The organism is Pseudomonas sp. 21LCFQ010 (assembly GCF_024129905.1).
In the GTDB taxonomy this organism is placed as follows: Bacteria; Pseudomonadota; Gammaproteobacteria; order Pseudomonadales; family Pseudomonadaceae; genus Aquipseudomonas.
On sequence record NZ_JAMYDZ010000001.1, the window covers coordinates 330,774 to 355,897 of the forward strand.

Annotated in this window: 25 protein-coding genes; 14 read left to right on the plus strand and 11 right to left on the minus strand. The window is 62.1% G+C overall.

What is annotated here, in order from left to right:
• Window positions 1-8: 8 nt before the first annotated feature.
• From NJC38_RS01510 to NJC38_RS01525, 4 genes are all read right to left on the minus strand, one after another.
• The gene (locus NJC38_RS01510; protein WP_253110641.1) at window positions 9-1,181 is read right to left on the minus strand and encodes an EAL domain-containing protein; all 1,173 of its coding nucleotides are present in this window, start codon (window positions 1,179-1,181) and stop codon (window positions 9-11) included.
• Window positions 1,182-1,280: 99 nt separating this feature from the next.
• Window positions 1,281-1,631, minus strand: coding sequence for a hypothetical protein (locus NJC38_RS01515; protein WP_045490246.1), 351 nt, complete (start codon window positions 1,629-1,631; stop codon window positions 1,281-1,283).
• On the minus strand, window positions 1,628-2,020 hold the full coding sequence (locus NJC38_RS01520; RefSeq protein WP_045490247.1) for a phage holin family protein: 393 nt from the start codon (window positions 2,018-2,020) through the stop codon (window positions 1,628-1,630). The genes NJC38_RS01515 and NJC38_RS01520 overlap by 4 nt, the downstream gene beginning before the upstream one ends.
• A 4-nt stretch (window positions 2,021-2,024) precedes the next feature.
• Window positions 2,025-2,339, minus strand: a complete 315-nt coding sequence (locus NJC38_RS01525; protein WP_045490249.1) for a YqjD family protein — start codon at window positions 2,337-2,339, stop codon at window positions 2,025-2,027.
• 339 nt (window positions 2,340-2,678) lie between these two features.
• Here NJC38_RS01525 and NJC38_RS01530 point away from each other — a divergent pair, with 339 nt between their 5' ends.
• From NJC38_RS01530 to pcaC, 9 genes are all read left to right on the plus strand, one after another.
• A complete protein-coding gene (locus tag NJC38_RS01530; protein WP_253110644.1) occupies window positions 2,679-3,887 on the plus strand; it encodes an ammonium transporter in 1,209 nt (402 codons plus the stop codon).
• Between the two features lie 86 nt (window positions 3,888-3,973).
• Window positions 3,974-5,059 carry an acyltransferase gene (locus NJC38_RS01535; RefSeq protein ID WP_253110647.1) on the plus strand — a complete coding sequence of 362 codons (1,086 nt, stop codon included), beginning with the start codon at window positions 3,974-3,976 and terminating at the stop codon, window positions 5,057-5,059.
• A gap of 216 nt (window positions 5,060-5,275) precedes the next feature.
• A complete protein-coding gene (locus NJC38_RS01540; protein WP_045490256.1) occupies window positions 5,276-5,527 on the plus strand; it encodes a glutaredoxin family protein in 252 nt (83 codons plus the stop codon).
• Window positions 5,524-6,453 carry a pca operon transcription factor PcaQ gene (gene pcaQ / locus NJC38_RS01545; protein WP_253110662.1) on the plus strand — a complete coding sequence of 310 codons (930 nt, stop codon included), beginning with the start codon at window positions 5,524-5,526 and terminating at the stop codon, window positions 6,451-6,453. Before NJC38_RS01540 ends, pcaQ begins: the two co-directional genes overlap by 4 nt.
• A gap of 137 nt (window positions 6,454-6,590) precedes the next feature.
• On the plus strand, window positions 6,591-7,310 hold the full coding sequence (gene pcaH, locus NJC38_RS01550) for a protocatechuate 3,4-dioxygenase subunit beta (RefSeq protein ID WP_253110665.1): 720 nt from the start codon (window positions 6,591-6,593) through the stop codon (window positions 7,308-7,310).
• A 10-nt stretch (window positions 7,311-7,320) separates the two neighbouring features.
• A complete protein-coding gene (pcaG, locus tag NJC38_RS01555) occupies window positions 7,321-7,923 on the plus strand; it encodes a protocatechuate 3,4-dioxygenase subunit alpha (protein WP_253110667.1) in 603 nt (200 codons plus the stop codon).
• 77 nt (window positions 7,924-8,000) lie between these two features.
• Window positions 8,001-9,350: an MFS transporter gene (locus NJC38_RS01560; RefSeq protein WP_253110670.1), complete on the plus strand. Its 1,350-nt coding sequence runs from the start codon at window positions 8,001-8,003 to the stop codon at window positions 9,348-9,350.
• 19 nt (window positions 9,351-9,369) lie between these two features.
• Entirely contained in the window at window positions 9,370-10,746 is a 1,377-nt protein-coding gene (locus NJC38_RS01565; RefSeq protein ID WP_253110674.1) for a 3-carboxy-cis,cis-muconate cycloisomerase, read from the plus strand.
• Complete coding sequence (gene pcaC / locus NJC38_RS01570; RefSeq protein WP_253110677.1) at window positions 10,743-11,138, plus strand: 4-carboxymuconolactone decarboxylase; 396 nt, start codon at window positions 10,743-10,745, stop codon at window positions 11,136-11,138. The genes NJC38_RS01565 and pcaC overlap by 4 nt, the downstream gene beginning before the upstream one ends.
• Window positions 11,139-11,145: 7 nt before the next feature.
• Here the strand turns inward: pcaC and NJC38_RS01575 are convergent, their stop codons facing one another.
• Window positions 11,146-12,120 (minus strand): hypothetical protein, encoded by a 975-nt coding sequence (locus tag NJC38_RS01575; protein ID WP_253110680.1) that lies wholly within the window; start codon window positions 12,118-12,120, stop codon window positions 11,146-11,148.
• Window positions 12,121-12,122: 2 nt separating this feature from the next.
• Window positions 12,123-13,115: a hypothetical protein gene (locus NJC38_RS01580; protein ID WP_253110683.1), complete on the minus strand. Its 993-nt coding sequence runs from the start codon at window positions 13,113-13,115 to the stop codon at window positions 12,123-12,125.
• Between the two features lie 206 nt (window positions 13,116-13,321).
• On the opposite strand from NJC38_RS01580, the gene NJC38_RS01585 reads away from it, so the two are divergent.
• Entirely contained in the window at window positions 13,322-14,494 is a 1,173-nt protein-coding gene (locus tag NJC38_RS01585; protein ID WP_253110686.1) for a PAS domain-containing protein, read from the plus strand.
• On the opposite strand, the gene NJC38_RS01590 is transcribed toward NJC38_RS01585, so the two are convergent.
• On the minus strand, window positions 14,495-15,754 hold the full coding sequence (locus tag NJC38_RS01590) for an OprD family porin (protein ID WP_253110689.1): 1,260 nt from the start codon (window positions 15,752-15,754) through the stop codon (window positions 14,495-14,497).
• A 269-nt stretch (window positions 15,755-16,023) separates the two neighbouring features.
• Between NJC38_RS01590 and NJC38_RS01595 the strand changes: the two genes are divergently transcribed.
• Entirely contained in the window at window positions 16,024-16,905 is an 882-nt protein-coding gene (locus NJC38_RS01595) for a DMT family transporter (RefSeq protein WP_253110705.1), read from the plus strand.
• Between the two features lie 304 nt (window positions 16,906-17,209).
• Here NJC38_RS01595 and NJC38_RS01600 read toward each other — a convergent pair whose 3' ends face one another.
• Complete coding sequence (locus NJC38_RS01600) at window positions 17,210-18,538, minus strand: MFS transporter (RefSeq protein WP_045490286.1); 1,329 nt, start codon at window positions 18,536-18,538, stop codon at window positions 17,210-17,212.
• A gap of 592 nt (window positions 18,539-19,130) precedes the next feature.
• On the opposite strand from NJC38_RS01600, the gene quiC reads away from it, so the two are divergent.
• Together quiC and NJC38_RS01610 are read left to right on the plus strand one after the other, a co-directional pair.
• Window positions 19,131-21,038, plus strand: coding sequence for a 3-dehydroshikimate dehydratase QuiC (quiC, locus tag NJC38_RS01605; protein WP_253110707.1), 1,908 nt, complete (start codon window positions 19,131-19,133; stop codon window positions 21,036-21,038).
• A 422-nt stretch (window positions 21,039-21,460) separates the two neighbouring features.
• The gene (locus tag NJC38_RS01610) at window positions 21,461-22,132 is read left to right on the plus strand and encodes a TetR/AcrR family transcriptional regulator (protein WP_253110709.1); all 672 of its coding nucleotides are present in this window, start codon (window positions 21,461-21,463) and stop codon (window positions 22,130-22,132) included.
• A gap of 49 nt (window positions 22,133-22,181) precedes the next feature.
• Here NJC38_RS01610 and NJC38_RS01615 read toward each other — a convergent pair whose 3' ends face one another.
• A complete protein-coding gene (locus tag NJC38_RS01615) occupies window positions 22,182-23,042 on the minus strand; it encodes a shikimate dehydrogenase (RefSeq protein ID WP_253110712.1) in 861 nt (286 codons plus the stop codon).
• A 197-nt stretch (window positions 23,043-23,239) separates the two neighbouring features.
• Here NJC38_RS01615 and NJC38_RS01620 point away from each other — a divergent pair, with 197 nt between their 5' ends.
• On the plus strand, window positions 23,240-24,145 hold the full coding sequence (locus NJC38_RS01620) for a pseudouridine synthase (protein ID WP_253110724.1): 906 nt from the start codon (window positions 23,240-23,242) through the stop codon (window positions 24,143-24,145).
• Window positions 24,146-24,203: 58 nt separating this feature from the next.
• Here the strand turns inward: NJC38_RS01620 and NJC38_RS01625 are convergent, their stop codons facing one another.
• Together NJC38_RS01625 and mobA are read right to left on the minus strand one after the other, a co-directional pair.
• Window positions 24,204-24,428, minus strand: coding sequence for a YgdI/YgdR family lipoprotein (locus NJC38_RS01625; RefSeq protein WP_253110729.1), 225 nt, complete (start codon window positions 24,426-24,428; stop codon window positions 24,204-24,206).
• 71 nt (window positions 24,429-24,499) lie between these two features.
• Entirely contained in the window at window positions 24,500-25,105 is a 606-nt protein-coding gene (mobA, locus tag NJC38_RS01630) for a molybdenum cofactor guanylyltransferase MobA (RefSeq protein WP_253110732.1), read from the minus strand.
• Window positions 25,106-25,124: the final 19 nt, after the last annotated feature.

The window sequence follows — 25,124 nt, forward strand, 5'->3', positions numbered from 1 at the left end:
CAGGGCGCTCATAACCCGGCGGCATCGATGTCGATCAACAGCAAGCGCTGGCCGGCGTCGAAGAACTGCCCGGCGGTCAGGCAGTACTGGTTGCTGGTCGCGTCGCGATAGGTGGTAGAGAGAATCAGCCGGCGTTCTTCCCAACCCTCGGCCAGCAGGTGGTAGAAGTAGGGCCGCCACGACCAGTTATGCCCCACGTAGCGGCTATCGGCCTGCCAGGTGCCGTTGCGCCACTCCAGATTCGGGGTGAGCTGGGTGCCATGCCGGTCGCACTGATAAAAGCGCAGCAACCAAGGGTATTCTTCGGGGCGGGCCAGCTCGTTGAGTTCGCTGCCCGGCAGTTCGTTTAGCGTCCAGCGTTGCAGTGCGCTCATCAGTGCGGCCAGCTTGCGCCGCAGCACCATCAGTCTGGCGCGCTCGGCCACTTTAGCCAGCACGTAACGGTCGCGCAGCACGGCAAAGGCGTTGACGAAACTGTCGGCAGCGAAGAAATCCGGTTCGGCGCGGGCGAACAGAAAGCCCTGCACATAGCGTGCACCGCACTCCAGGGCAAAATGCAGCTCGGCCTCGGTCTCGACGCCTTCGGCAATGATCCAGCAGCCGGTCTTTTCAGCCATCTGCGCCAGCGCACGTACTACATCGCTGCTCGGACCACCGCGGGCCGCAGCCTGAAACAGGCGCATGTCGAGTTTGAGAATGTCCGGCTGCAAGGCCAGAACCCGATCCAACTGCGAATAGCCGGCACCAAAGTCGTCGATGGCGATCCGTGCCCCGGCTTCGCGGTAGCGCCTGACGACCTCGCTCAGGCGCTGGATATCACCGCCCAGTTCGGTGATTTCAAACACGATCCGTTGCGCCGCCACGCCATGGCGCTGCAACTGCTCAAGGCTTGGCAGCGGCGCGCCGGGTGTCAGGCTGCTGATCCAGCGCGGCGACATGTTCAGGCTCAGAAACCAGTCCTGCGGCGCCAGATGCAAGCGGCTCAGCGCATCATCACGAATCAGTCGGTCCAGTTGGCGCAGGCTGTCGGCCGATTGGGCGGGGTCATTGAACAGCGGCCCTACCGAATGCAGTTGGCCTTGCTCATCGCGCAGTCGACCCAGTGCTTCGATACCGGCGATTCGCCCCGTAGCGGTGTCGATGAAGGGCTGGAAGCAGGCAATGGGTTGCCCCGTGATCACATGACACTCCTTGCGCACATAATAAAAAACCGCGCGGTGCAGATGCTGCGCAGCGCGGTCAATGTGATCGTGTGTTGCAAGACAGAGGCCAAACAGCCATCAGGGCTTGCGGGTACGGCTCTGGATCGCCAGTTTGATCAATGGCATCAGGGTTACCCCGAGACGTATCAGCCGAGCCAGGCCGCCGCCACCTTGCCGGGGTGGCTTGTTGGCGCCACGACCGCCGAGAAACCCCAGCAGCGCGACGGCGCCCACGCCCCATAACGGCGCATGGCGAATCCCCAGCGAGCCCGGCAACCCTTGAGCCATGCCGCGCACCCGGCGCAGCGGTTGCAGGACCTGGGTCGACTCGTGGCGGATCTCCTGACGATGCATTTCCATGCGCAGGCGTACCAGTGCCTTGCGCAGTTCCCGGCGGGTATTGCCTTGATGAGACTTCGGTTCACTCATGGCAGCAATCGCTCACGGTCGTTGGCCAGCTCTTCGAGGGTTGCGCTGAACGGCGAGGACTCGTCGAAGATCGCCGCGCGCAGGCGCAAGCCACAGAACACAGCGGCCAGGAAATAAAACACGCACAGGCCGATGATGCCGACCAGGCGATAACTGTCCCATAGCACAATCAACAGCAGCGCCGAGAGCCCGGTGAGCAGCAGCAGGCCGAATACCAGGGCGAGACCGGCAAACAGCAGCAGGCTCACCGTGCGGGCTTTCTGCTCTTGCAGCTCGATGCCGAACAGCTCGACATGACTGTGCAGCAAGCCTAGAAACGCGGCGCCCAGGCGCCGTGGCGCAGACCCCGGTTGCTCGGCCTGGGCGGCGGATTCGTTTTGCCCGTGCATGGCCTTAACGCCTGGAGGCCAGCAGGCCGATCAGAAAACCGACCCCGGCGGCGATGCCCACCGACTGCCAGGGATTGTTTTGCACATAATCTTCGGTCGCCTGCACCGCCGCTTCACCGCGCTGACGCAGCGAGTCCTCGGTCAGTTGCAGGGTTTCACGGGCGCGCTCAAGGCTGTCCTTAATCTGATCACGCAATTGGTCGGCCTGTTCACCGGCCAGCGAGGCGGTGTGGTCAAGGAGTTTTTCGGTGTCGGCAACCAGGGTCTGGAAGTCGGCCAGCAGGATTTCCTGGGCGGTCTGGGCAGTACGGCGGGCCATGGTGTTCTCCGTGAAATGGCGTGTCTGGGTTCAGAGTATGGCGTGTTGCAGAAGGTTCATTTGAATTGAATCAGTGTGTTTTTCATAGCGGCTGGTACAGCTTTTGCTTCGTCATGGTGCGTCAACGCCGCTGGCTGCGCCAGATAGGCGCGCCTGCCGGGCGCAAACCTTACGCCAAACTTTAATAACCGGGAAACATCCTGAGCTTTTTTCGTTTCGTGCTCGTTATCAGAGCACGGCCTATGGATCGGGGAGTCCGTGCGCTGCTCCAGTTCGGTGCGCGCGGATGCAGAACGTCTCGCTTTGGTGCTTCCAAGAACTTGCAGGTCTGCCTTCGCAATGGAAAATTTGCACAGCGCCGTGGACACTCTGGTCCATAGTTCCAACACCTTGTTTCTGTTGCTCGGGGCCGTCATGGTCCTGGCCATGCATGCGGGGTTCGCCTTTCTTGAAGTCGGTACGGTCCGGCAGAAGAATCAGGTCAATGCCCTGTCGAAAATCCTCAGCGATTTCGCGGTATCGGCGGTGGCGTATTTCTTTATCGGCTACTGGATCTCCTACGGCGTGACCTTCATGCAGCCGGCGGCGGTGATCAATGCCGACCATGGTTACGGGCTGGTCAAATTCTTTTTCCTGCTGACCTTTGCCGCTGCGATACCGGCCATCATTTCCGGCGGCATTGCCGAACGTGCGCGGTTCGTCCCGCAGCTGTGCGCCACTGCGTTGATCGTGGCGTTCGTCTATCCGTTCTTCGAAGGCATGATCTGGAACGGCAACTATGGCCTGCAGGCCTGGTTACAAGCCAGCTTCGGTGCCAGCTTCCATGATTTTGCCGGCTCTGTGGTGGTGCACGCCATGGGTGGCTGGCTGGCGCTGGCGGCGGTGTTGCTGCTGGGCTCGCGTAACGGCCGCTATCGCGACGGTCGGCTGGTGGCTTACCCGCCGTCGAGCATTCCGTTTCTGGCCCTGGGTTCGTGGATCCTCATCGTCGGCTGGTTTGGTTTTAACGTGATGAGTGCCCAGACCCTGCCTGCAGTCAGTGGTCTGGTGGCGGTCAATTCATTGATGGCGATGGTCGGCGGCACCCTGGCGGCCTTGATCGTTGGCCGCAATGACCCGGGCTTTTTGCACAACGGCCCGTTGGCCGGGCTGGTGGCGATCTGTGCCGGCTCTGACCTGATGCACCCGGTTGGCGCACTGGTCACCGGCGCGATTGCTGGCGCGATGTTCGTCTGGTGCTTCACCGCCGCCCAGGTGCGCTGGAAGATCGATGATGTGCTGGGTGTCTGGCCGCTGCACGGCATCTGCGGCGTCTGGGGCGGTATCGCTTGCGGAATCTTTGGCCAGCAGGCACTCGGCGGGTTGGGCGGCGTCAGCCTGATCAGCCAGTTGATCGGCAGCCTGCTCGGTGTCGTGGTGGCGCTGGCCGGCGGCTTTGCGGTGTATGGCCTGCTCAAGTTTACTGTTGGCTTACGCCTGAACCAGGAACAGGAGTACTACGGTGCCGACCTGTCGATCCACAAGATCGGTGCGGTCAGCCAGGACTGAAACCGGCAATAGCTGCCAGCCTTGCTATGCTCTAGCCGCATGATGAGGAGCGATCCTCGGCGAATCGGGTAGTGCATGAGGTGGGCATGGAGCGGCTGTTTTCCCTGCAAGGGCTCAGGGGCCTGGCAGTACTGGGCGTTGTGCTGTTTCACATGACCTCGGTCGAGGCCAAATACGCCGGTGGTGATCGTCTGCTGCCGGCGTGGCTGGATTTTTTCCAGTTGGGCGTCGACCTGTTTTTCGTGATCAGCGGCTTTGTGATGGTGATCGTCAGCCGCGGACGCTTTCAGGACCGTGTGCAGGCCCAGCGCTTTGTCTTCAACCGCGTGTCGCGGATCTACCCGACCTACTGGCTGTACTACTTCCTGACCCTGGCGGTGTTGCTCGTGCAGCCGGGCATGGTCAATAGCAGCCACGGTGAGTCGAACCTGCTGCTGTCGTTCTTGCTGCTGCCCAGCGACAAGGTGTTGTTGGTCATGGTCGCCTGGTCACTGGTGTTCGAGCTTTGGTTCTATCTGGTGTTCAGCGCGTTGCTGCCTTTGCGTGAACGCTGGCTACCTGCCGCGTTGGCGGTCTGGGCGCTGATTCTGCTGGTGTTCAACAGCCTGCAGGACTGGCGGGACTACTCGCCGGCGGTGCAGATCATGCTGCACCCGCATGCGCTGGAATTCATCGCTGGTGCAGCGCTGGCGCTGTTCTTTTACAGCCCGCACAGTGCGCGGCTGCCGGATCGACTGGTCTGGGCAATGCTGCTGCTGGCCACGCTGGTGGGCATGCCGCTTGTTGGCTATTGGCACCTTTACCAGAGTCATGGTCTGCCACGCATGCTGGCTGTGGCGCTGGTGTTCGGTGCGCTGGTGTTGAGTATGGTGCTGCTGGAGCGCCGTGCCCATTTGCGCTTGAGCACGGCGCTGGTGGCGGTTGGGGATATGTCCTACACCATTTACCTGTCGCACCTGCTGGTGCTCGGGGTGATCGGCCGACTGTGGGCGTGGCTGGGGCCGTGGCCGGGCAGCTACCTGGACAACGTCGGCTTTGCGCTGCTGATGATGGCGGCGGTGCTGTGTTATGGCTGGGTCGGCTATCGGTTGTTTGAAAAGCCGATCCTGGATCGGGCCAATGCGTACTGCAAAAAGCGTTTTGCGAGGCGGGCGCCGGTGGCTTCGGTTTAGCGGCAACTTCACTGATTATGGTGATCGTTCGGCCACCTGTGGGCGCTTGCTCTGTCGATGTGCCACAGCATTCGTTGGCTTGCCGGGGTGCCGGACCACAGCGAAGACGGCGGCACATTCACAGCAGATGCTCGCCCCGCCAACCTCGACGCGTTCCCGGACCCGGCATAGAATAACGCTGTTCGCCGTATATCTTGCTGCTTGCAGGTACCTGTCATGCCTCCCGAATGTCAATTTTTAAGCACCCTCGGCTGCCACCTGTGCGAACTGGCCGAAGCCGAGCTGATGCCGTTGGTCGAGCACGGCCTGTTGGTCGAACTGCTGGACATTGCCGATGACCCGCAACTGGTCGAGCGCTACGGTCTGCGCATCCCGGTACTGCGCCGGATCGATACCGGCGCCGAACTGGATTGGCCCTTCGACACCGAGCAGATTGCCTTTTTCCTCAGCCGGCCGGCGTCGCGGTGAACATCGACACGCGGATCAAATACCGCCATCTGGTCTGTTTTCTCGAAGTCGCCCGCCAGGGCAGCCTGGCCAAAGCTGCCGATCAGTTGGCGATCAGTCAACCGGCGCTGTCCAAGGCACTCAAAGAGCTGGAAGGGCTGCTCGATGCCACGCTGTTTCTGCGCGGCAAGCATGGCGCCACGCTGACCGAGGCCGGGGTGGCCTTCATGCGTTTTGCCGGGCCCAGCGTCCAGGCGCTGCGCGAAGGGGTCAACAGCCTGCGCTCTGGCGAGCATGAAACCGCGACCGTGCGGCTGGGGGTATTGTCCACCGCTGAAAGCCTGCTGATGCCGGAAGTCATCGCTCGTCTGCATGAGCAGCACCCGGCGTTGATCGTCAGTGTCATGACCGGACCCAGTGCCTACCTGCTGGCGCAACTGCGGGTCGGTGAACTGGACCTGGTGGTCGGGCGGATGACCGACAGCCCGCAGATTCATGGCCTCAGTTTCGAGCATCTGTATAACGAGTCCATGACTCTGGTGGCGCGCCCGGCGCATCCATTGCTGGCGGCGCCGCTGCGCCGGGAAAGCCTGCAGGATTATCCGCTGGTGCTGCCTTTGGCCGGCACCACCATTCGCGCCTTTGCCGATAGCCTGTTCGTGCAGTACGGCATCCAGCCGCCGCGCCAGCGTCTGGAAACCCTGTCGTTGACCTTGAGCCGCTGCTACGTGGAGCGCAGCAATGCGATCTGGATCGCGCCGCTGGATGCGGTCTTGCAGGAACTGCGCAACGGCACGCTGGTGGAACTGGACCTGGGTATTCGCGAGCCGGGCGGCTCGGTGGGGGTGTGCAGCAATCCCGCAGTGCCGCTGTCACGGGCGGCGCTGTGGTGCGTCGAGCAACTGCGCCAGGTCGGCGGGGCTTACCGTGACGGGCTTTACGCCTGATTATCCATAACCAAAAGGTTATGGAATGCCCCAGGTTTTTCAATTTTCGCAACCTTCGAATCGCGTGACACTGCGCCAAGCCTGATGCGCAGCCCATGGTTGTGCGTCCGATAACAACAACTTCAAGGACCCAAGCCATGTCTGTTGCCGACAACAGCCGCTTCGTCATTCGCGATCGAAACTGGCACCCCAAAGCCCTGACCCCTGACTACAAAACCTCCGTGCTGCGCTCGCCGCGCCAGGCCCTGGTGAGCATCGGCCAGTCGATCTCGGAAACCACCGGCCCGGATTTCTCCCATCTGATTCTCGGCCGTCACGACAATGATCTGCTGCTCAACTTCGACCATGGCGGCCTGCCGATTGGCGAGCGCATCATCGTTGCCGGCCGGGTGATCGATCAGTATGGCAAGCCGGTGCCCAACACCCTGGTGGAGATCTGGCAAGCCAACGCCGGTGGTCGCTATCGGCACAAGCGTGACAGCTACCTGGCACCCATCGACCCGAACTTCGGCGGTGTCGGCCGGACCCTGACCGACCGCGATGGCAACTACAGTTTCCGGACCATCAAGCCAGGCCCGTACCCGTGGCGCAACGGTCCCAACGACTGGCGTCCGGCGCATATCCATGTCTCGGTCAGTGGTCCGTCGATTGCCACCCGGCTGATTACCCAGTTGTATTTCGAAGGCGACCCGTTGATCCCGCTGTGCCCGATCGTCAAGTCGATTGCCAATCCTGAGGCTGTGCAGAGCCTGGTGGCGCGGCTGGACATGGGCATGGGCAACCCGATGGATTGCCTGGCCTACCGTTTTGACATCGTGCTGCGCGGCCAGCGCCAGACCCACTTCGAGAATCGCTGAGGAGCTTGTCATGCCTGTTCAATTACTGCCGGAAACCCCGTCGCAAACGGCTGGCCCTTATGTGCATATCGGCCTGGCCCTGGAAGTGGCTGGCAACCCGACCCGCGAGCTGGAAATCTGGAACCAGATGGCCCGTCCCGGTGCTGCCGGCGAACACATTCTGCTGCTGGGGACGGTGCTCGATGGCAATGGCCAGTTGATGCGTGATTCCTACCTTGAATTCTGGCAGGCCGACCATCAGGGGCAGTATCACCCGACCTATGATCCGGCCCGGCCGTTCAACGGTTTTGGCCGCACCGCCACCGGTGATGACGGGGTCTGGCACCTGAAAACTGTCAAGCCGGGTGTGGTCAACAATGCCGCCGGGGTGCCGATGGCGCCGCACATCAACGTGTCGCTGTTCGCGCGCGGTATCAACATTCACTTGCACACCCGCCTGTACTTCGATGATGAAGCCGCCGCCAATGCCAATGACCCGGTGATCAACCTGGTCGAGCAGGTGCAGCGCCGCGATACCCTGGTGGCCAAGCGGTGCACGGTCGACGGGCAACTGGCGTACCGCTTTGACATCCGGGTACAGGGCGAGGGCGAGACGGTGTTTTTCGACTTCTAAAACCATCCTGCGTGCCTGACGCCTCCGCGTTCATTGAACCCGGAGGCTTTCCCATATAAGAACAAAAGGGAACTCATATGACGCTTGGTAAAAGCGCAAGCGGGGGCCAGACCCTCGATGTACAACGCTTCATCAATGACCAGCCGCTGTCGGCCTTCCAGTGGCGGGTGGTGATCCTGTGTTTTCTGATCGTGTTTCTCGACGGCCTGGACACTGCCGCGATGGGCTTTATCGCCCCGGCCCTGAGCCAGGAGTGGGGCATCGAACGCGCAAGCCTTGGCCCGGTGATGAGCGCCGCGTTGATCGGCATGGTCTTCGGTGCGCTGGGCTCCGGTCCCTTGGCCGACCGCTTCGGGCGCAAGCTGGTGCTGGTGGCTGCGGTGTTTCTGTTTGGTCTGTTCAGCCTGTTGTCGGCTTACAGCAGCAACCTCGATCAGTTGCTGATCCTGCGCCTGCTGACCGGTATCGGCCTGGGCGCGGCGATGCCCAACGCCACCACCTTGCTGTCTGAATACACCCCTGAGCGGCTCAAGTCGTTGCTGGTGACCAGCATGTTCTGCGGCTTCAACCTGGGCATGGCTTGTGGCGGTTTTGTCTCGGCGAAACTGATCCCGGCGCTGGGCTGGCACAGCCTTTTGCTGATCGGTGGCCTGCTGCCGCTGCTGCTGGTCCCGGCACTGATGCTGTGGTTGCCCGAGTCGGCGCGGTTTCTGGTGGTGCGCAACCGCGGTAGCGCCAAGGTGCGCAAAGTGCTGGAGCCCATCGCCCCGGCCGCGCTGATCGGCGTCACTGACTTCAGTGTGCCGGAGCAAAGCACCGTGAGCAGCCGCAACGTGTTCAAGGTGATCTTTTCCGGGACCTACAGTACCGGCACCTTGCTGCTGTGGCTGACCTATTTCATGGGCCTGGTGATCGTCTATCTGCTGACCAGTTGGCTGCCGACCCTGTTGCGTGACAGTGGCGCGAGCCTGGAGCAGTCGGCAGTGATTGGCGCGCTGTTCCAGTTGGGCGGGGTGCTCAGCGCAGTGGGGGTCGGCTGGGCCATGGACCGTTATAACCCGCACTGGGTGATCGGCATTGCCTACGGGCTGGCCGGGGTGTTCGCCTGGCTGGTGGGCAAGAGCCTTGACAGCGTGTTGCTGCTCGCCAGCCTGGTGCTGGTGGCCGGCATGTGCATTAACGGCGCACAGTCGGCGATGCCGTCGCTGGCCGCACGCTTCTACCCGACCCAAGGCCGCGCCACCGGCGTGTCATGGATGCTGGGTATCGGCCGCTTCGGCGCGATTCTCGGCGCCTGGGCCGGCGCCACCCTGCTGGGGCTGGGCTGGAACTTCGAGCAGGTACTGACCGCACTGATTGTGCCGGCCAGCCTCGCTGCTCTGGCGATCCTGCTCAAGGGCCGGGTCAGCCATGCTGATGCAACCTGATCTTTACCGGAGCGCTGAAATGAGCACCGCAAGCAATCAACTGTTCGATGCCTACTTCACCCAGGCGCAGATGCGCGAGGTGTTTTCCGACACCGGTCGGGTGCAGGGCATGCTGGATTTTGAGGCCGCACTGGCGCGGGCCGAGGCGCGCGTCGGCCTGCTGCCTCAGGCACTGGTGACGGATATCCAGAGCCAGTGCCGCGCCGAGCTGTTTGACTTCGACGCGCTGGCCATCGCCATCGGCAGCGCTGGCAACTCGGCGATCCCGCTGGTCAAGGCGCTGGGCAAGCGCATCGCGGCGGTCAATCCGGAGGCCGAGCGCTATGTGCATATGGGCGCGACCAGCCAGGACGCCATGGACTCGGGTCTGGTACTGCAACTGCGTCGCGCCATCGAATTGCTGGAAGACGATTTACAACAGTTGGGCGAAGCGCTGGCCGTTCAGGCCCAGCGCCATGCCGCCACGCCGTTAGCCGGGCGTACCTGGTTGCAACAGGCGACACCGGTCACGCTGGGCATGAAAATCGCCGGCTGGCTGGGCGCTTTGACCCGCCATCGCCAGCGCCTCGCTGAACTCAGGCCGCGTTTGCTGTGCCTGCAGTTCGGCGGCGCGTCCGGCAGCCTGGCGGCGCTGGGCGGGCAGGCGTTCGAGGTGGCTCAGGCGCTGGCTCAAGAGCTGGATCTGCAACTGCCCGAACAGCCCTGGCACACCCAGCGCGACCGCCTGGTGGAGTTCGCCAGCCTGCTGGGCATGTTGGCCGGTAGCCTCGGCAAGCTGGGCCGTGACATCAGCTTGCTGATGCAGACCGAAGTCGGCGAGGTGTTCGAACCCTCGGCGCCGGGCAAGGGCGGTTCCTCGACCATGCCGCACAAGCGCAACCCGGTAGGCGCTGCCGTGCTGATTGGCGCGGCAACCCGTGCGCCGGGACTGGTGGCGACCATGCTCAGCGCCATGCCGCAAGAACACGAGCGCAGCCTGGGCCTGTGGCATGCCGAGTGGGAAACCCTGCCGGATCTGTGCTGCCTGGTCTCCGGCGCCTTGCAGCAAGCGTTGCTGATGGTGCCGCAGCTGCAAGTGGATGCGGCGCGGATGCGCACCAATCTTGATGCCACCCAAGGGCTGCTGTTGGCCGAGGCGGTGAGCATCGCGCTGGCGCGCTGCATGGGCCGTGATGCGGCCCATCACCTGATCGAACAAAGCTGCCGCCGGGCGGTGGAGCAGGGCGTGCATCTGCGCCAGGTGCTGGGCGACGACCCGCAGGTCAGCCACCACTTGTCGGCGGCGGACCTCGACCGGCTGCTCGACCCGGTGCACTACCTCGGCCAGGCCAGCCATTGGGTCGAACGCGCCGTCGCGCAACACACTACTTTCACTGAATCAAGGAACTGCAAATGAACGAGCAAGACCGTTACGACGCCGGCATGCAGGTGCGCCGCGCTGTGCTGGGTGATACCCACGTCGACAACAGCCTGAAAAAACTCACGCCGTTCAATCAAGAGTTTCAGGAAATGATCACCCGCCATGCCTGGGGCGACATCTGGACCCGCCCCGGCCTGCCGCGTCACACCCGCAGCCTGATCACCATTGCCATGCTGATCGGCATGAACCGCGAAGGTGAGTTGCGCCTGCATCTGCGCGCCGCCAAAAACAATGGCGTGACCCGCGACCAGATCAAGGAAGTGCTGATGCAGAGCGCGATCTATTGTGGCATTCCGGCGGCCAATGCGACCTTTCACATGGCCGAAGAGGTGTGGGACGAGTTGGGTGTCGAGTCGCTGGATCAGTAAGCGTGGCTCAGGGCACCTGCTGCACAGCGCGGATCACAGTGTTGAGCTGGCCGGCCAGCGCTTTGTCTTTGACCGAACTGCCCACCGCTTGCAACGCCAGGTGAGTGATATCCAGTTGCTCGGTGTTGCCACTGAGCATCGAGGACACCAGCTCGATGGCAATGTCATTGCCCACATTGGCCTTGAGACCGCCGGCGCCCAGCAGGCTGCCGGCCAGTGAGCCACCGCCTGGCTGAGCGGCGTCCAGGCCGCCACGGGTCACGGTGGTGGCGACTTCACCCAGGATCGACAGCGCATAGAGCCAGCGCTTGCGCGACGCCTGCTCATCGAACTCTTCGCCGGCAATCTCCAGGTCGCGGCGGCGCTTGTTCTCCAGAATCGCCAGGTAGCCGGGGTCGGCTTTGAAGAACGTGACTTTCATCGCGGCTGCCGACTCGCTGCTGACGTACAGCCCGTGTTCGCGCTCGTTTTCTTCCAGGTCCACCCGGTCGCCATAAAACACCCAATAGCCATGGGTCCAGTGCCCGGCGGCCACACCCCGCGAGGGCAGGTACTGAAACCTGCCGCGGTACTGGATGCCGGTGCCGGTGTCGTACACGCCCTGGTCGATGACCGCCACGACACTGCGCACGAACGGATGCTCGATGCGTTTGTACGTGCCGCTGAAGCTGGGTACCACCTGGCCAATAACCCCAAGGCTGAGCGGGCTGTCGCCGCTGTCGAGCAGGCCATCGGCGCCATAGCGCTGGACAAACTGGCGTTCAGGCACCCTGGGCAGGGTCACGCTGTAGGTTTCTCCGGCAACCGTGCTGGCGTTCGACCAGCGCCCGCGCAGATCGACCCCCAGCAGGTTGTCACGCACGATCCCCTGACCCATGCGGCAGTCGCCCTGCAGGCAGCTGTAACGCTGCGGGTCACTGATGTCTTTGGCCATCGCTAGCTGACTGAGCAGGCACAGGGCTGTCCACACAACAGGCTTCATGTTCAGTTCGCCGGGCAAGGTGAGATCATGACCATCTGGCCATTCTGGAAACACTGGCGTTTTTCAATCAGGTCAACCCCATTAAGGGTGACCTCTCTGGCGTTTTCCATGCCGGGAATTTTGTCCAGCTTCAGGTTGCTCTTTTTCGCAAAGTTGTCCATGTAGGTGATTTGCTCACCGTGCGGCAGGCCTTCGCGGGTGGGCGTGATTGTTGTGAGTCTGCGGTCGAGGTAGTTGCTGTGGCGGCCGCTCTGTTCAGTGGGATTTACGATGAACGAACTGAGTAACTGGATGCCGGCCGGGCCCATGTTCATTTCCGTGAACGAGGCCAGCGTGCCGAATGCGCCCATGTAATTGACGCTGATGATGGTCGACGGCTCCGCGTTCTTGAAGCCGAGCTTTTTGCTCATGGCGTCCATTTGCGGGTTGTCGTTGTCGGTGGTGATGAAGGTCGTTGTGCGCGTGAAGTGGGCCGCAGCAAGGTTTTCCTTGCTGGCGTCGACCCGCTGTTCGCTGCGCTTGACCACCTGCGAGCGGATGCGTGAAACCTGATTGCCACTGGCGGCGGCTATCCGGGTCTCCATCAGGCTGTCATAGGCGACCAGCAGCACCAGCTCACCGGACAGTTTGCCGGCGCTGCATTGCGCCTTCACCGGCACGATGCGGATGTTGCTATAGGTCGTCACCGGGATGCTGTCGGGCGACATGCCCTGGGCACGGAACAGCTTGCGGGTCTGTTTTTCGATGTCCTTGCTCAGTTCAGGATGCGCCATGTTCAGCCCGGCCAGGCGGTATTGCTCGATCTGCGGCACTTCACATGGCCAGGCCGGTGTGCTGGCCGGGAAGGCGAACAGGTCGGGCGATTCCAGGCGCGGCCGGTCCTGCTTGTACCGAGCGATATAAGACTGCTCCAGCGGATCGCTGGTTTGCGGGAATTCCACGGCGACGGCGTTCGCTGCCAGCAGGCAGCCCATTATTACGGTCAATGTGCGCATCAAGGTGTTGCTCCAGGGAGGGCGGCGCGGCAGGAAACCTTCTTGCGGGTGTGCGCTGCAGGCTGCCAAGTGTTGGGTCTGTCACATGGCCAGTATTTTTCTTCGCGCATCGATTGCGCGCATCACCACAATTGGCTAAATGGTGGGGCGGATCGCTACCTCGGGGGGAGGTGGTCGATAGCCGCTCATCCGCGTCAGGGGCTCACATGGCAGACAACAACGCGCACGATCTGGGCGCGATGATCGGCAGCATCTATGAAGCTGCACTGGACAGTCGGCGCTGGAATCAGTTTCTGGCCATGTTCGCGGCGCGGCTCGGCTCGCATGCGGCGATGATCTGGGGCCATGACTTCAGTGATCGCAGTGCGCAGATCGACGGGCGCAGCGGCTCGATCGCCACTCATTACGGTATTGATCCGGCGGCCATGGAGTCGTTTGCCGAGTATTACTGCCAGCGCAATGTGTGGATGGACGACCCGTTGCGGCACAAGGAGGGGCAGATCGTCACCTCGGCCAGCCTGTACCCGGACGAGTTGCTCAAACGCACCGAGTACTACAACGACTGGTTGCGGCCGCAAAATATCTTCAACTCATCGGCGGCGATTGTCGCCCGGCAGGACGATCGCTCGCTGAATGTCACGGTGGTACGCAGTGAACAGGCCGGCTCTTACAGCCGCGAGGAGTTGCAGGTTATCGAGATATTGATGCCGCATTTGCAGGCCGCGTTCGCCCTGCATCGGCGCCTGCATCGGCTGGAGGTGTTGTCCGGCGCAACCATCGCCGCGCTGGAGGCCAGCCCGTTCGGGGTGGTGCTGATTGATGAAAAGTCCCGGGTGCTACACGCCAACAGCCTGGCCGAGCGCTTGACCGCGCGTTCGCCGCTGCTGCGCCTGGCCAGCCAGAACCGCCTGCAAGCGGTGTCGGTGCTGGACGATGCGGCCTTGCAGCGCTGCCTGGATAACGCCGTGCAAACCGGGCGCGGGCAGCCGGCGCAAGGTGCCGGTGCCGGCCTGCGGTTGCGCGGGCTCGATGGGGCCTGCCTGGAACTGGTCGTCGCGCCCTTGCCGGGTTGGGCCTCGCCGTTTGGTGAGCATACCGCTGCGGCCGTGTTCATCAGTAACCCGGATGCTGCGCCGGCCCCGCTCAGTGCCATGCTGCGCAGCCTGTACGGCATGACCCCGGCCGAAGCCCGGCTGACCGAAGCGCTGGTGCATGGCCTGACCCCGCAGGAGTATGCCGAGCGCCAGCAGTTGTCGCTGCATACGGTGCGGGTGCAATTCAAGGCGGCGGCGCACAAGGCCGGCACCAGCCGTCAGGCCGATCTGGTACGGATCGTCCTGACCGGCCCGGCGGTTTTGGGGGCGGGATATCGCTGGTAATCAGAGGATCGACAGCGGATAGCTGACGATCAGCCGGTTCTCGTCGAACTGATTGGTGCTGAAGTCGCGACGCATGGTGGAGTTGCGCCACTTGATGCTCAGGCTCTTGAAGCTGCCTTGCTGCACCACATAGGCCAGTTCCGATTCGCGGGCCCATTCCTTGCCGTCGGTGATGGCCCCGGTGTGCACGTTGTCGCCCTTGATGTAGCGGTTCATCAGGGTCAGGCCGGGTACGCCGAGGGCGCTGAAGTCGTAGTCATGGCGCAATTGCCAGGAGCGTTCCTTGGCGTTGTCGAAGCTTGAGTTGTAGCTGTCGTTGGCCAGCGTCCCGCCGCTGGTGCCATTGACCCGCATCCACAGGCTGTCGCCGCTGACTTTCTGCAGGCCGACATAGAAGGTGCTGGCCCCGTAACGCGCCGAAAGCATGGCTGAGGCGGTCTTGTTATCCAGGTTACCGGCCAGCGACTGGCCGTCATCCTTGCCCACGAAGTAGCCCAGGTTGGCGCCCAGGGTCCAGTCGCCCAGCGGTTGGCTGTGGACCAGGTTGTAATACTGCTGCTGGTAGATATCTTCGAGCTGCGCGTACCAGACCCCGACCAGGGTGCGTTTGTCATTGAAGCTGTATTCACCGGCGGCAAAATTGAACCGGTCGGAGGTGATGCCTGCCCGGCCGTTCATGTTCATGTCTTCCATGCTGGCGTCGTTACGCGGGCTGTTGCCACGGAACTGGCCGCCATACAGGGTCACCCCGTCGATTTCTTTCGAGGTGAGTTGTGCGCCCTGGAAGGTCTGCGGCAGCGAGCGACCGTCGTCGGAGCGCAGGATCGGCAGCACCGGCATCCACTCACCGACTTTCAGCTCGGTCTTCGAAAAGCGTGCCTTGCCCGCCACGGCCAGACGGCCGAAGTCATCGGCAGGCCGGCCGTCGCTGTGGATCGGCAGCAATTGGGTGCCGCCCGACCCGCCACCCCCATCGAGCTTGATCGAATACATGCCCAGTACATCGACCCCGAAACCGACCGTGCCCTGAGTAAAGCCGGAGCGGGCGTCGAGGATAAAGTTTTGCGTCCACTCCTGGGCACCGCTCTGGGCGTTGGCCGGATCGACGAAGTTACGATTGATGAAGAAGTTGCGCAGGTTCAGATTGACCTTGGCATCGTCGACCAAGCCGGCAGCCTGGCTGGTGGCAGGCACCAGAACAGTGGCGGTGACGAGCGCACAGAAGCTGCCCAACGGAATGCGAGGATTGGAAAAGCGCATGGCGAATGCCTTTTTGTAGTTATTGGTTGAATGCGATACGTGCGTTGTAACGCTTTGAAATATTGCGGCGCATGTACGGGGTCTGCAATTGAGCGGAGGGGATAAAGGGCGATTATCGCACGTTAATTAACCGGTTAGAACATTATTGGTTTGGTGGCTATCCGGCATCCGCGTTGCTTGCGGCAAGATACAAAGAAAACGGACTTGCAAGCAGGCCGCCGCTGGCCTGACCATGACCTTGCCAGTCGCTGACCGAATAAGGAAGCCCGATGAGCACGACCAGCACGCCCCTGTCCGGCGTCAATCATCCCCTGAAGGGGATCAGCTTCATCCTCCTGGCCACGTTGTTGTTTGCCAGCCACGACACCCTGTCGAAGTACCTGTCGGGTTTCTACCCGGTGATGTTTGTGGTCTGGGCGCGGTATCTGGTGCATACCCTGCTGATGAGCTGCATCTTCATGCCATCGGCGGGGCTGCGCGTGTTGCGCACCAAACGTCCGCTGCTGCAAGTGCTGCGGGCGCTGGCACTGTTGGGCACCAGCCTGCTGTTCACCAGCAGCCTGCTGTTCATTCCTCAGGCCGAGGCCACCGCCGTCAACTTCCTCGCGCCGCTACTGGTCACGGCACTGTCGGTGCCGTTGTTGCGCGAGCATGTCACCCGTGGCCAATGGTGCGCGGTGATCGTCGGTTTTTCCGGGGTGCTGATCATCATCCACCCTGGCGGTGAGCTGTTTACCCCGGCGATTCTGCTGCCGCTGTCCTCGGCCCTGTGTTTTGCCCTGTATCAGCTGCTGACCCGGCTGGTCAGCCCCTACGACAGCCCGACCACCAGCAACTTTTTTGCCGGGCTGTTCAACACTCTGGTGATGAGCGCGCTGATGCCGTTCTTCTGGGTGACCCCGGAAATTCAGCACTGGCCGTTCCTGCTGATGCTCGGTGGTTGCGGGATGGCGGCGCACTTGCTGCTGACCCAGGCGTTTCGCTACACGGCACCGGCGATTCTGGCGCCGTTCAGCTATTGCCAGATCGTCTTTGCCGGCCTGTTGGGTTGGCTGGTGTTCAACCATGTACCGGCGCTGGATGCGCAGATCGGCATCGCGATCATCTGCCTCAGTGGCCTGGCAGCGGCCTGGCAGCAGCGCAAGCGCTGACAGGCATTACCTCGTAGGACTAATGCCGATCAGTTAAGGATCAACGCGGTCCGGTGGGAGTTTGCCGACGAATGCTGCGGTACATCCACAGCAGATATGCCGGTTTTACTGGCCCTTTCGGGGTGCTCCCCCTCCCACCGGGACCGAGTTGAGCCGGATAATCGCTTAACTGATCGGCATTACCTCGTAGGAGCGGCTTTAGCCGCGAAAGGCTTCCTTCTGGCTTGCCGCTTGCCGCTGCTTAAAGACAAAGGCCCGGTGACGTGAGTCACCGGGCCTTTGCGTTGCTACCCTGGTCAGGCAGTCACTGCTTCAGATCAGGCACCTGGCGTGGCGCCATGAAGTACATCCAGGTCAGGGCGATGAAGTACATCGCCGGGATCAGCATGAACAGGATGCTGTAGTTGTTATTGGTCGCGGTCAGGATTGCGCCGACGATCTGGGTCATGAACATGCCGCCAATCGCTGCGCACATGCCGCCAAAGCCGAACACCGTGCTCATCAGGTGTTTGGGCGTGTAGTCCATCACCAGGCTCCAGATATTGGCCGTCCAGGCCTGGTGCGCACCGACGGCCACCGAGATGGCCAGTACCGCCACCCACAGGCCGCTGGCATTGGCGGCGAACACCACGCTGCAGATGGTCAGGGCGAAAATCAGCATCGACACCAGGCGTGCCTTGCTGGCCTTCATGCCGCGACCGATCAGCCAGGACGACAACACGCCGCCGCCAATGCTGCCGAAGTCGGCGGTCAGCCAGATCAGAATCAGCGGGATACCCATCTGGGTCACGCTGATGCCCAGGCTGTATTGCTGGTTGAGGAATGGCGGCAGCCAGTACAGGTAGAACCAGAACACCGGGGCCGTGATCGAGTAGGCCAGGGCAAAGGCCCAGGTGCCGCGCATTTTCAGGATGTGCGAGAAGGGCACCTTGACAGGCTCAGGCTCCGGGTCCTGGTTGATGTAGTCCAGTTCGGTTTTCTTGACGCTGGGGTGCTCTTCGGGGTTGTGGTAGTTGATCTGCCACATGACCAGCCAGAACAGGCCCAACAGACCCATGGCGATGAACGCCGCCTGCCAGCCCCAGACACTGAGGATCAGCGGCAGCAGGGCCGGGGTGATCATTGCACCGACGTTGGTGCCGGCATTGAAGATGCCGGTGGCCACGGCGCGCTCGCCGGCCGGGAACCACAGCCGGGTAGTCTTGACGCACGCCGGGTAGTTGGCCGCTTCGGTCAGGCCGAGAATGAACCGGCAGACCATGAAGCCCACCGCCGAGGTGGCCAGGCCATGCGCGCCGGTGGCCAGGCTCCACAGCAGCACGGCGAGAAAGAACGCGCGCTTGACGCCGACCTTGTCGATGAAGCGCCCCTGCAGAATGAAGCCGACCGCGTAACCGACCTGAAACCAGAAGTTGATGTTCGCGTAATCCATCGTCGTCCAGCCCATTTCCTTGGCCAGGATGGGCTGCATGACGCCAAGGGCGGCGCGGTCGATGTAGTTCAGGGTAGTGGCCAGGAACACCAGGGCAAGCATGCCCCAGCGAGTCTTGCCCACTGCCATGGCGCCACGGATCTTGTCGCCGATGCCGGCGCGTGCGGCGCTGGCCAGAGGATTGGTTTGGGTGTTGAGCATGATGGTTCGATCATCCGTTCCAGGACTGCGCCAAGGGCGTCAGCCGGACTGAGTAACTACCCGCCGCAGCAAGAGTGTCAGGGGCATTCGCGGCATTGCAGGCCACAGGCATGCAAGGCGAGGCGCGGATTCTGACAGATTCGGATGCAGGTGGGCGTGCTTTGGGGTATCAGGCCACTTGAGTCCGCCCGGTCAAATGACCGAACAGGTTCGTTTGCTCGAAGTCCCAGTCCTGGAAAGCGTGCGTGCAGGAGATTCAGTGAAGGCGCGCATGAGTCGTTATCCTGTTTTTGAAATTGTTATTTAGGTTCATCAGTCTTAGCGACAGACAAGGCAGTTAAGGCGGACGCGTATTGTGGAATGTTTCGGCCTTGCAGAACAGATGGTGTGCGTTGAACAAAACCTCGTCAATCGAGCGAAATGAGTTTTGTGCGATAAACGAACGAAAAACTAACCAGTTCGTACATAACTGGTTGCCTGGACGCGCGTCCGGGGAAATACTGAGATCATGCCCACCCTGTACTTGAATCCTGCGCACAGGGCGGCGATTTCGCGGCGTCAAATAGCCGCGCTCGTCCAGGAGTACAATAATATGCAGCGTTCCATTGCCACCGTTTGCCTGAGCGGCACTCTGCCAGAAAAGCTCGAAGCCATCGCCGCCGCCGGCTTTGATGGGGTCGAGATTTTCGAAAATGACCTGCTTTATTACGACGGCAGCCCGCGTAACGTCCGGCAGATGTGTGCCGACCTGGGGCTGGCGATCACGCTGTTCCAGCCGTTTCGGGACTTTGAAGGCTGTCGGCGCGAGCGTCTGCAGCGCAACCTTGATCGCGCCGAGCGCAAGTTTGACCTGATGCAGGAATTGGGCACCGACCTGGTGCTGGTGTGCAGTAACGTGGCCGCCGACTCGCTGGGCGAACGCAACATCTTGCGCGATGACCTGAACCTGCTCGCCGAGCGTGCCGGGGCGCGCAAGCTGCGCATAGGCTATGAAGCGCTGGCCTGGGGGCGGCACGTCAATACCTGGCAGCAGGTCTGGGATCTGGTGCGTGAGGTCGATCATCCGGCGCTGGGCGTATTGCTCGACAGTTTCCATACCCTGTCGCTCAAGGGCGACCCGAGCGCGATTGCCGATATTCCGGGCGACAAGATCTTCTTTGTGCAGATGGCCGACGCGCCGCTGCTGGCCATGGATGTACTGGAGTGGAGCCGGCATTTCCGCTGCTTCCCGGGCCAGGGCGAGTTCGACCTGCCGGGGTTCCTGGCGCCGATCCTGCGCAGCGGTTACACCGGCCCGCTGTCGCTGGAGGTGTTCAACGATGGTTTCCGCGCCGCGCCGACCCGCGCCAATGCTGCCGATGGCCTGCGCTCGCTGTTGTATCTGGAAGAAAAGACCCGTGAGCTGATGGCCCGCGAGAATCAGCCTGTGGCGCCCGAGCTACTGTTCAATCCGCCGGCCGCCAGCCAGTTCGATGGGGTCGAATTTCTTGAATTTGCCGTGGACGAGAGCCATGGCGCCCGGTTGGGCAACTGGCTGGAGCGACTGGGCTTTGCCCGCCTGGGCACGCACCGCTCCAAGGCGGTCAGCCTGATGGGGCAGGGCGATATCCGCATCGTGCTCAATGCCGAACCCTATTCATTTGCCCATGGTTTTTTCGAGGCCCATGGCCCGTCGCTGTGTGCCACCGCATTGCGGGTCGATGACGCACAGCAGGCGCTGGAGCGTGCCCGGGCCTTCAAGGGCCAGCCTTATCGCGGCCTGGTCGGCCCCAACGAGCGGGAAGTGCCGGCGGTGCGTGCGCCGGATGGCAGCCTGATCTACCTGGTGCAAGGCGCCGAGCCTGGCCAGTCGATCTATGACAGCGACTTCGTCATTGACCCGCAGGCAGTGGCCAGCGGCAGCCTGCAACGCATCGATCACATGGCCATGGCCTTACCGGCCGACAGCCTGGACAGCTGGGTGCTGTTCTACAAGGGCTTGCTGGACTTCGAAGCCGATGACGAAGTGGTGCTGCCCGACCCTTATGGCCTGGTCAAAAGCCGCGCCTTGCGTAGCCGTTGCAGCAGCGTGCGGTTGCCGCTGAACATCTCGGAAAACCGCAACACGGCGATTTCCCATGCGTTGTCGACGTATCGCGGCTCGGGCGTGCACCACATCGCGTTTGCCTGTGAGGACATCTTCGCCGAGGTGCGCCGGGCCAAGGAGGCTGGGGTGCCATTGCTGGAAATTCCGCTGAACTACTACGATGACCTGGCGGCGCGGATGGACTTCGATGACGAGTTCCTCAGCGAACTGGCTTACTACAACGTGCTGTACGACCGTGACAGCCAGGGTGGCGAACTGTTTCACGTGTACACCGAGGCGTTCGACGGGCGCTTCTTCTTCGAGATCATCCAGCGCAAGAATGGCTACGTCGGCTACGGCGCAGCCAACGTGCCGGTACGTCTGGCGGCGATGGCCAAGGCGCGCAGCGGCGCCGCACCGAAGGCGCGTCTGTAGCCGCAGTGCGAGCAGTCAGTGAAACCGGATCGTCGTTTGCCGTTGCCGTGCATGCCTAGATGGCACAGACGACACGAATCGCGACTTGGGCGCTGGCCGAGGGTAGGCGTCGATTCGGGGGGGAAACCGACAGGGAAGTCGGTTTCAGGTGCGCTGGGCAGGGATGCCCATCGCGCCGACCCCCGAATCGATGCCGGACGGAGGGAAGTTCGCCCGCAGGGCGGACCCAAGCCAGGAGCAAATGCCTTTGCCTACTTTGGGCAAAACCAAAGTAGGTCGCCCAGCAGGGCGAAACCTGCATATCAAATCACGCGATGAAGGATTTTCCATTGCTCGAAAGGGCGTAGCGAACAGTTGCTCCCTTCCATCGTGCCGCCGCTGGGCCTCATAATTGGCGGTTCAACCGTGCTCGTGAGCCAACAATGAATACAATGACCGACTCTCCTGCGCCGCAGCCTGAAAAAACACTGCGCAAGAGCCGCAAGAACAACCCGGAAAAGACCCGCGACGACATCCTCCAGGCCGCCATCGCCGAGTTCGTGGCCCACGGCCTGTCCGGGGCGCGGGTCGATGCCATCGCCGAGCGCACCCATACCTCCAAGCGCATGATCTATTACTACTTCGGCAGCAAGGAGCAGTTGTACGTCGAGGTGCTGGAGAAACTCTACGGCGATATCCGCAATACCGAAGACCAGCTGCATCTGGTCGATCTGGAGCCCCACGCAGCGATCCGCCGGCTGGTGGAGTTCACTTTCGATCACCACGACCGTAACGTCGATTTCGTGCGCATCGTGTGCAACGAAAACATCCTTAACGGCGAGAACGTCAAACAGTCCGAAAGCATCAGCGCCAAGAGTGAAAACATCATCAAGACGCTGGATGCCATTTTGCGTCGTGGCGAAACCAGCGGGGTGTTCCGTCAGGGCGTCGACGCTGTGGACCTGCACATGCTGATGACCTCGTTCTGCTTCCACCGGGTCTCGAACCGCCACACCCTGGGGGCGATTTTCAAGATCGATCTGGCTGACGAGCAGGTCAAGCAACGCCACAAGCTGATGATTTGTGATTCGGTGCTGCGCTACCTGCAGCGCTGAGCGGGGCCGACGACTCAGCGCCTGGCTGAATCGTCACCCCGCCTGAGCTTCAGGCCGGCAGGCTGTGAAAGTGCGCCATCATGCGTTCGGCATCAGCGCGCTGGCCGCTGAACAGTTCGAAGGCCTTGACCGCCTGGAACACGGCCATGGTGGTGCCGTCCAGGGTCCGGCAACCCAGGCTGCGGGCCTGGCGTAGCAGTTCGGTTTCCAGCGGGAAGTAAATGATATCTGCCACCCATAGCCCGCCATGCAGATGTTCGGCCGGCAGCGGCAGGCCCGGCAGCTTGGCCATGCCCACCGGGGTGGTGTTGACCAGACCATCGGCCTCAGCCACTGCACCTGCCAGATCCAGCCCCAGCTGCGCGCGGCCGGCGCCGAAATGAGCATTGAGATTGTCGACCAGAGCCTGGGCACGCTGCGCCTCGACTTCAAAAATCACCAGGCGCTCGACCCCGGCGTCCAGCAACGCATGGGCCACCGCAGCGCCGGCACCGCCGGCGCCCATTTGCACCACATAACGGCGCGCAGCGCCTTGCAGGCCACGGGTGAAGCCTTCGGCAAAACCCAGGCAGTCGGTGTTGTGGCCGATACGCTTGCCATCCTTGAACACCACGGTGTTGACCGCGCCAATGCCGCGCGCTTCGGCCGACAGCTCGTCGAGCAAAGGAATCACCGTCTGTTTACACGGAAAGGTGATGTTCAAGCCGGTAAAGCCGCTGCTTTGTGCCCCGTCAAGCAGCCGTGGCAGGGCGCTGGGGTCAAGCCCGAGGGCGTCGATATCGATCAGACGGTACAGGTAGCGCAGGCCCTGAGCGTCACCTTCGTGTTCGTGCAGGGCGGGGGTACGGGAAGCCTGGATACCGGAGCCGATCAGGCCGGCGAGCACGGAAGGTCGTTGAGTCTGGGTCATCGGGAAATCTCTTGTTGTTGTGATGCGGGACGCTGTCGTGAAATGTACCAGATGGTTCAAAGTGCTGCATGAGCTGTTCCAGACGCTGCGCCTGAATGTGTTCGATGATCGCCCGGCGGCTGCCAGGTGAAACAGGCAGGTCGCGTCCGCCCCGAGGTTCGGGGATAATCCGGGTTTTTTCAGTGGCCGAACCGCGCATGACCGAATCGTCTTTCAATCCTGCTCAGCATCAGGCCAGTACCCTTTGCCTGCCGCCCGGCGCCTGGACGACAGTGCTCCAGTGCCTGTGTGCGCGTTTTCCGGCGATCAGCCGCGAACAGTGGCTGGACCGCATCAATCGTGGCCGGGTGCTCAACGCTGAGGGGCAGCCGATCAGTGTCGATCTGGCCTACCGCGAAGGCCTGCGTATTCACTATTTCCGTGAAGTGCCCAACGAAGCACCGATTCCGGTGCTCGAAACCATCGTGCACATCGATGAGCATCTGGTGGTCGCTGACAAGCCGCATTTCTTGCCGGTGATTCCTACCGGTGAATACGTTGAGCAGACCCTGCTGCGGCGCCTGATTCAGCGCCTGGACAACCCGAATCTGGTGCCGCTGCACCGGATCGACCGGCACACTGCCGGGCTGGTGCTGTTTTCCGCCAACCCGGCCAGCCGTTCGGCTTACCAGGCGCTGTTTCGCAACCGCAGCATCGACAAGTTTTACGAAGCCATTGCCCCGGCGCTGCCGCAACTGGCGTTTCCCCGCGAGCACGCCAGCCGGCTGGTCGATGGCGTACCGTTTTTTCGCATGCAGGAAGGCGAGGGCGCAGCCAACACCCTGACCCGGCTTGAGGTGCTGGAGCGGCAGGGCGATCTGTGGCGTTATGGACTGTCGCCGGTGACCGGCAAGAAGCATCAGTTACGGGTCCACATGGCGGCACTGGGAGCGCCGATCTGCAATGATCCGTTCTATCCCGAGGTCGTGACTTCAGCGCCGGACGACTATCAGAAGCCGCTGCAATTGCTGGCGCGTGGGCTGCGCTTCAATGATCCGCTCAGTGGCGAGTCGAGGGCGTTCGAAAGTGCTTTGCGGTTGGCGTTCAGCATGGCCGGCCATTGACAGGCGGGCGCGAGGCTAGCGAAGCACTCATAAAGCGCTTCGCCATGGGTGAAGCGGATTACAGGTCTTTGACGGTGCGAACCTGATCCTTGTTCACGCGGGTTTTCTTGCCGTCGAGTTGTTCGAACTCGTAGAAGCCGGCGTCTTCGTCATATTTAGGGGTGTCGACGGTCTGGATTTCGCGGCCATCGTTGAGGGTGATCACCGTAGGTGACGAGCAACCGGCCAGTGAGGCGAGGCCCAGAGCAAGCAGGAAGGCGGCAGGAAGTGTCTTGTGTTTCATGGCAGTGGCTCCGATGGATACTGATTACTGACGTCTAAGACGTGCAGCGTAGACGCAAGTTCCCCAAGCGGCTAATGGCCGGCGTGGGGATTGATCTGGCTCAACAACTCGGGGGTATTGAGGTTGGCTAGGCGCGGATCACCCGCCAAACATTGCAGCGCCACCGGGTCCAGAGGCTGCAGGGCACGTCGCGGGCTGCGCTCGCCCTGTTGCCAGGCGGCTTCCAGCAGCGCTGCATGTTGCACTGGGATCACGCACAACAAGGGCTGCCAGTATTCGCCTTCACGCACCATCACCGGTCGGCCAGGGTGCTGTATGGCGCAGTCGAGCAGCTCATTGAGCAATTGCGCCTCGAGCAGCGGAGTATCGCAGGGCAGCACCAGCAGGTAATCATGCTTCGCAATCGCCAGGGCAGCACGAATGCCCGCCAGCGGCCCTGGGAAATCACGGTCGTCATCCTCGACCAGGCGGTCGGCGTAAGCGGCGTAGCGGGCCTGATTACGGTTGCAGGAAATGATCAGGTCGTCGGTCAATGGCCGCAGCAGTGCATGCAAGGTGGCTACCAGCGGCTGGCCGCGCCACTCCAGCAGGCCCTTGTCGCGCCCGCCCATGCGCCGGCCCTGGCCGCCGGCCAGCAACAGGATCGAACAAGGAGGCAAGGGCGCTGTGGCAGGCATGTCGGTCTCAATAAGGTGG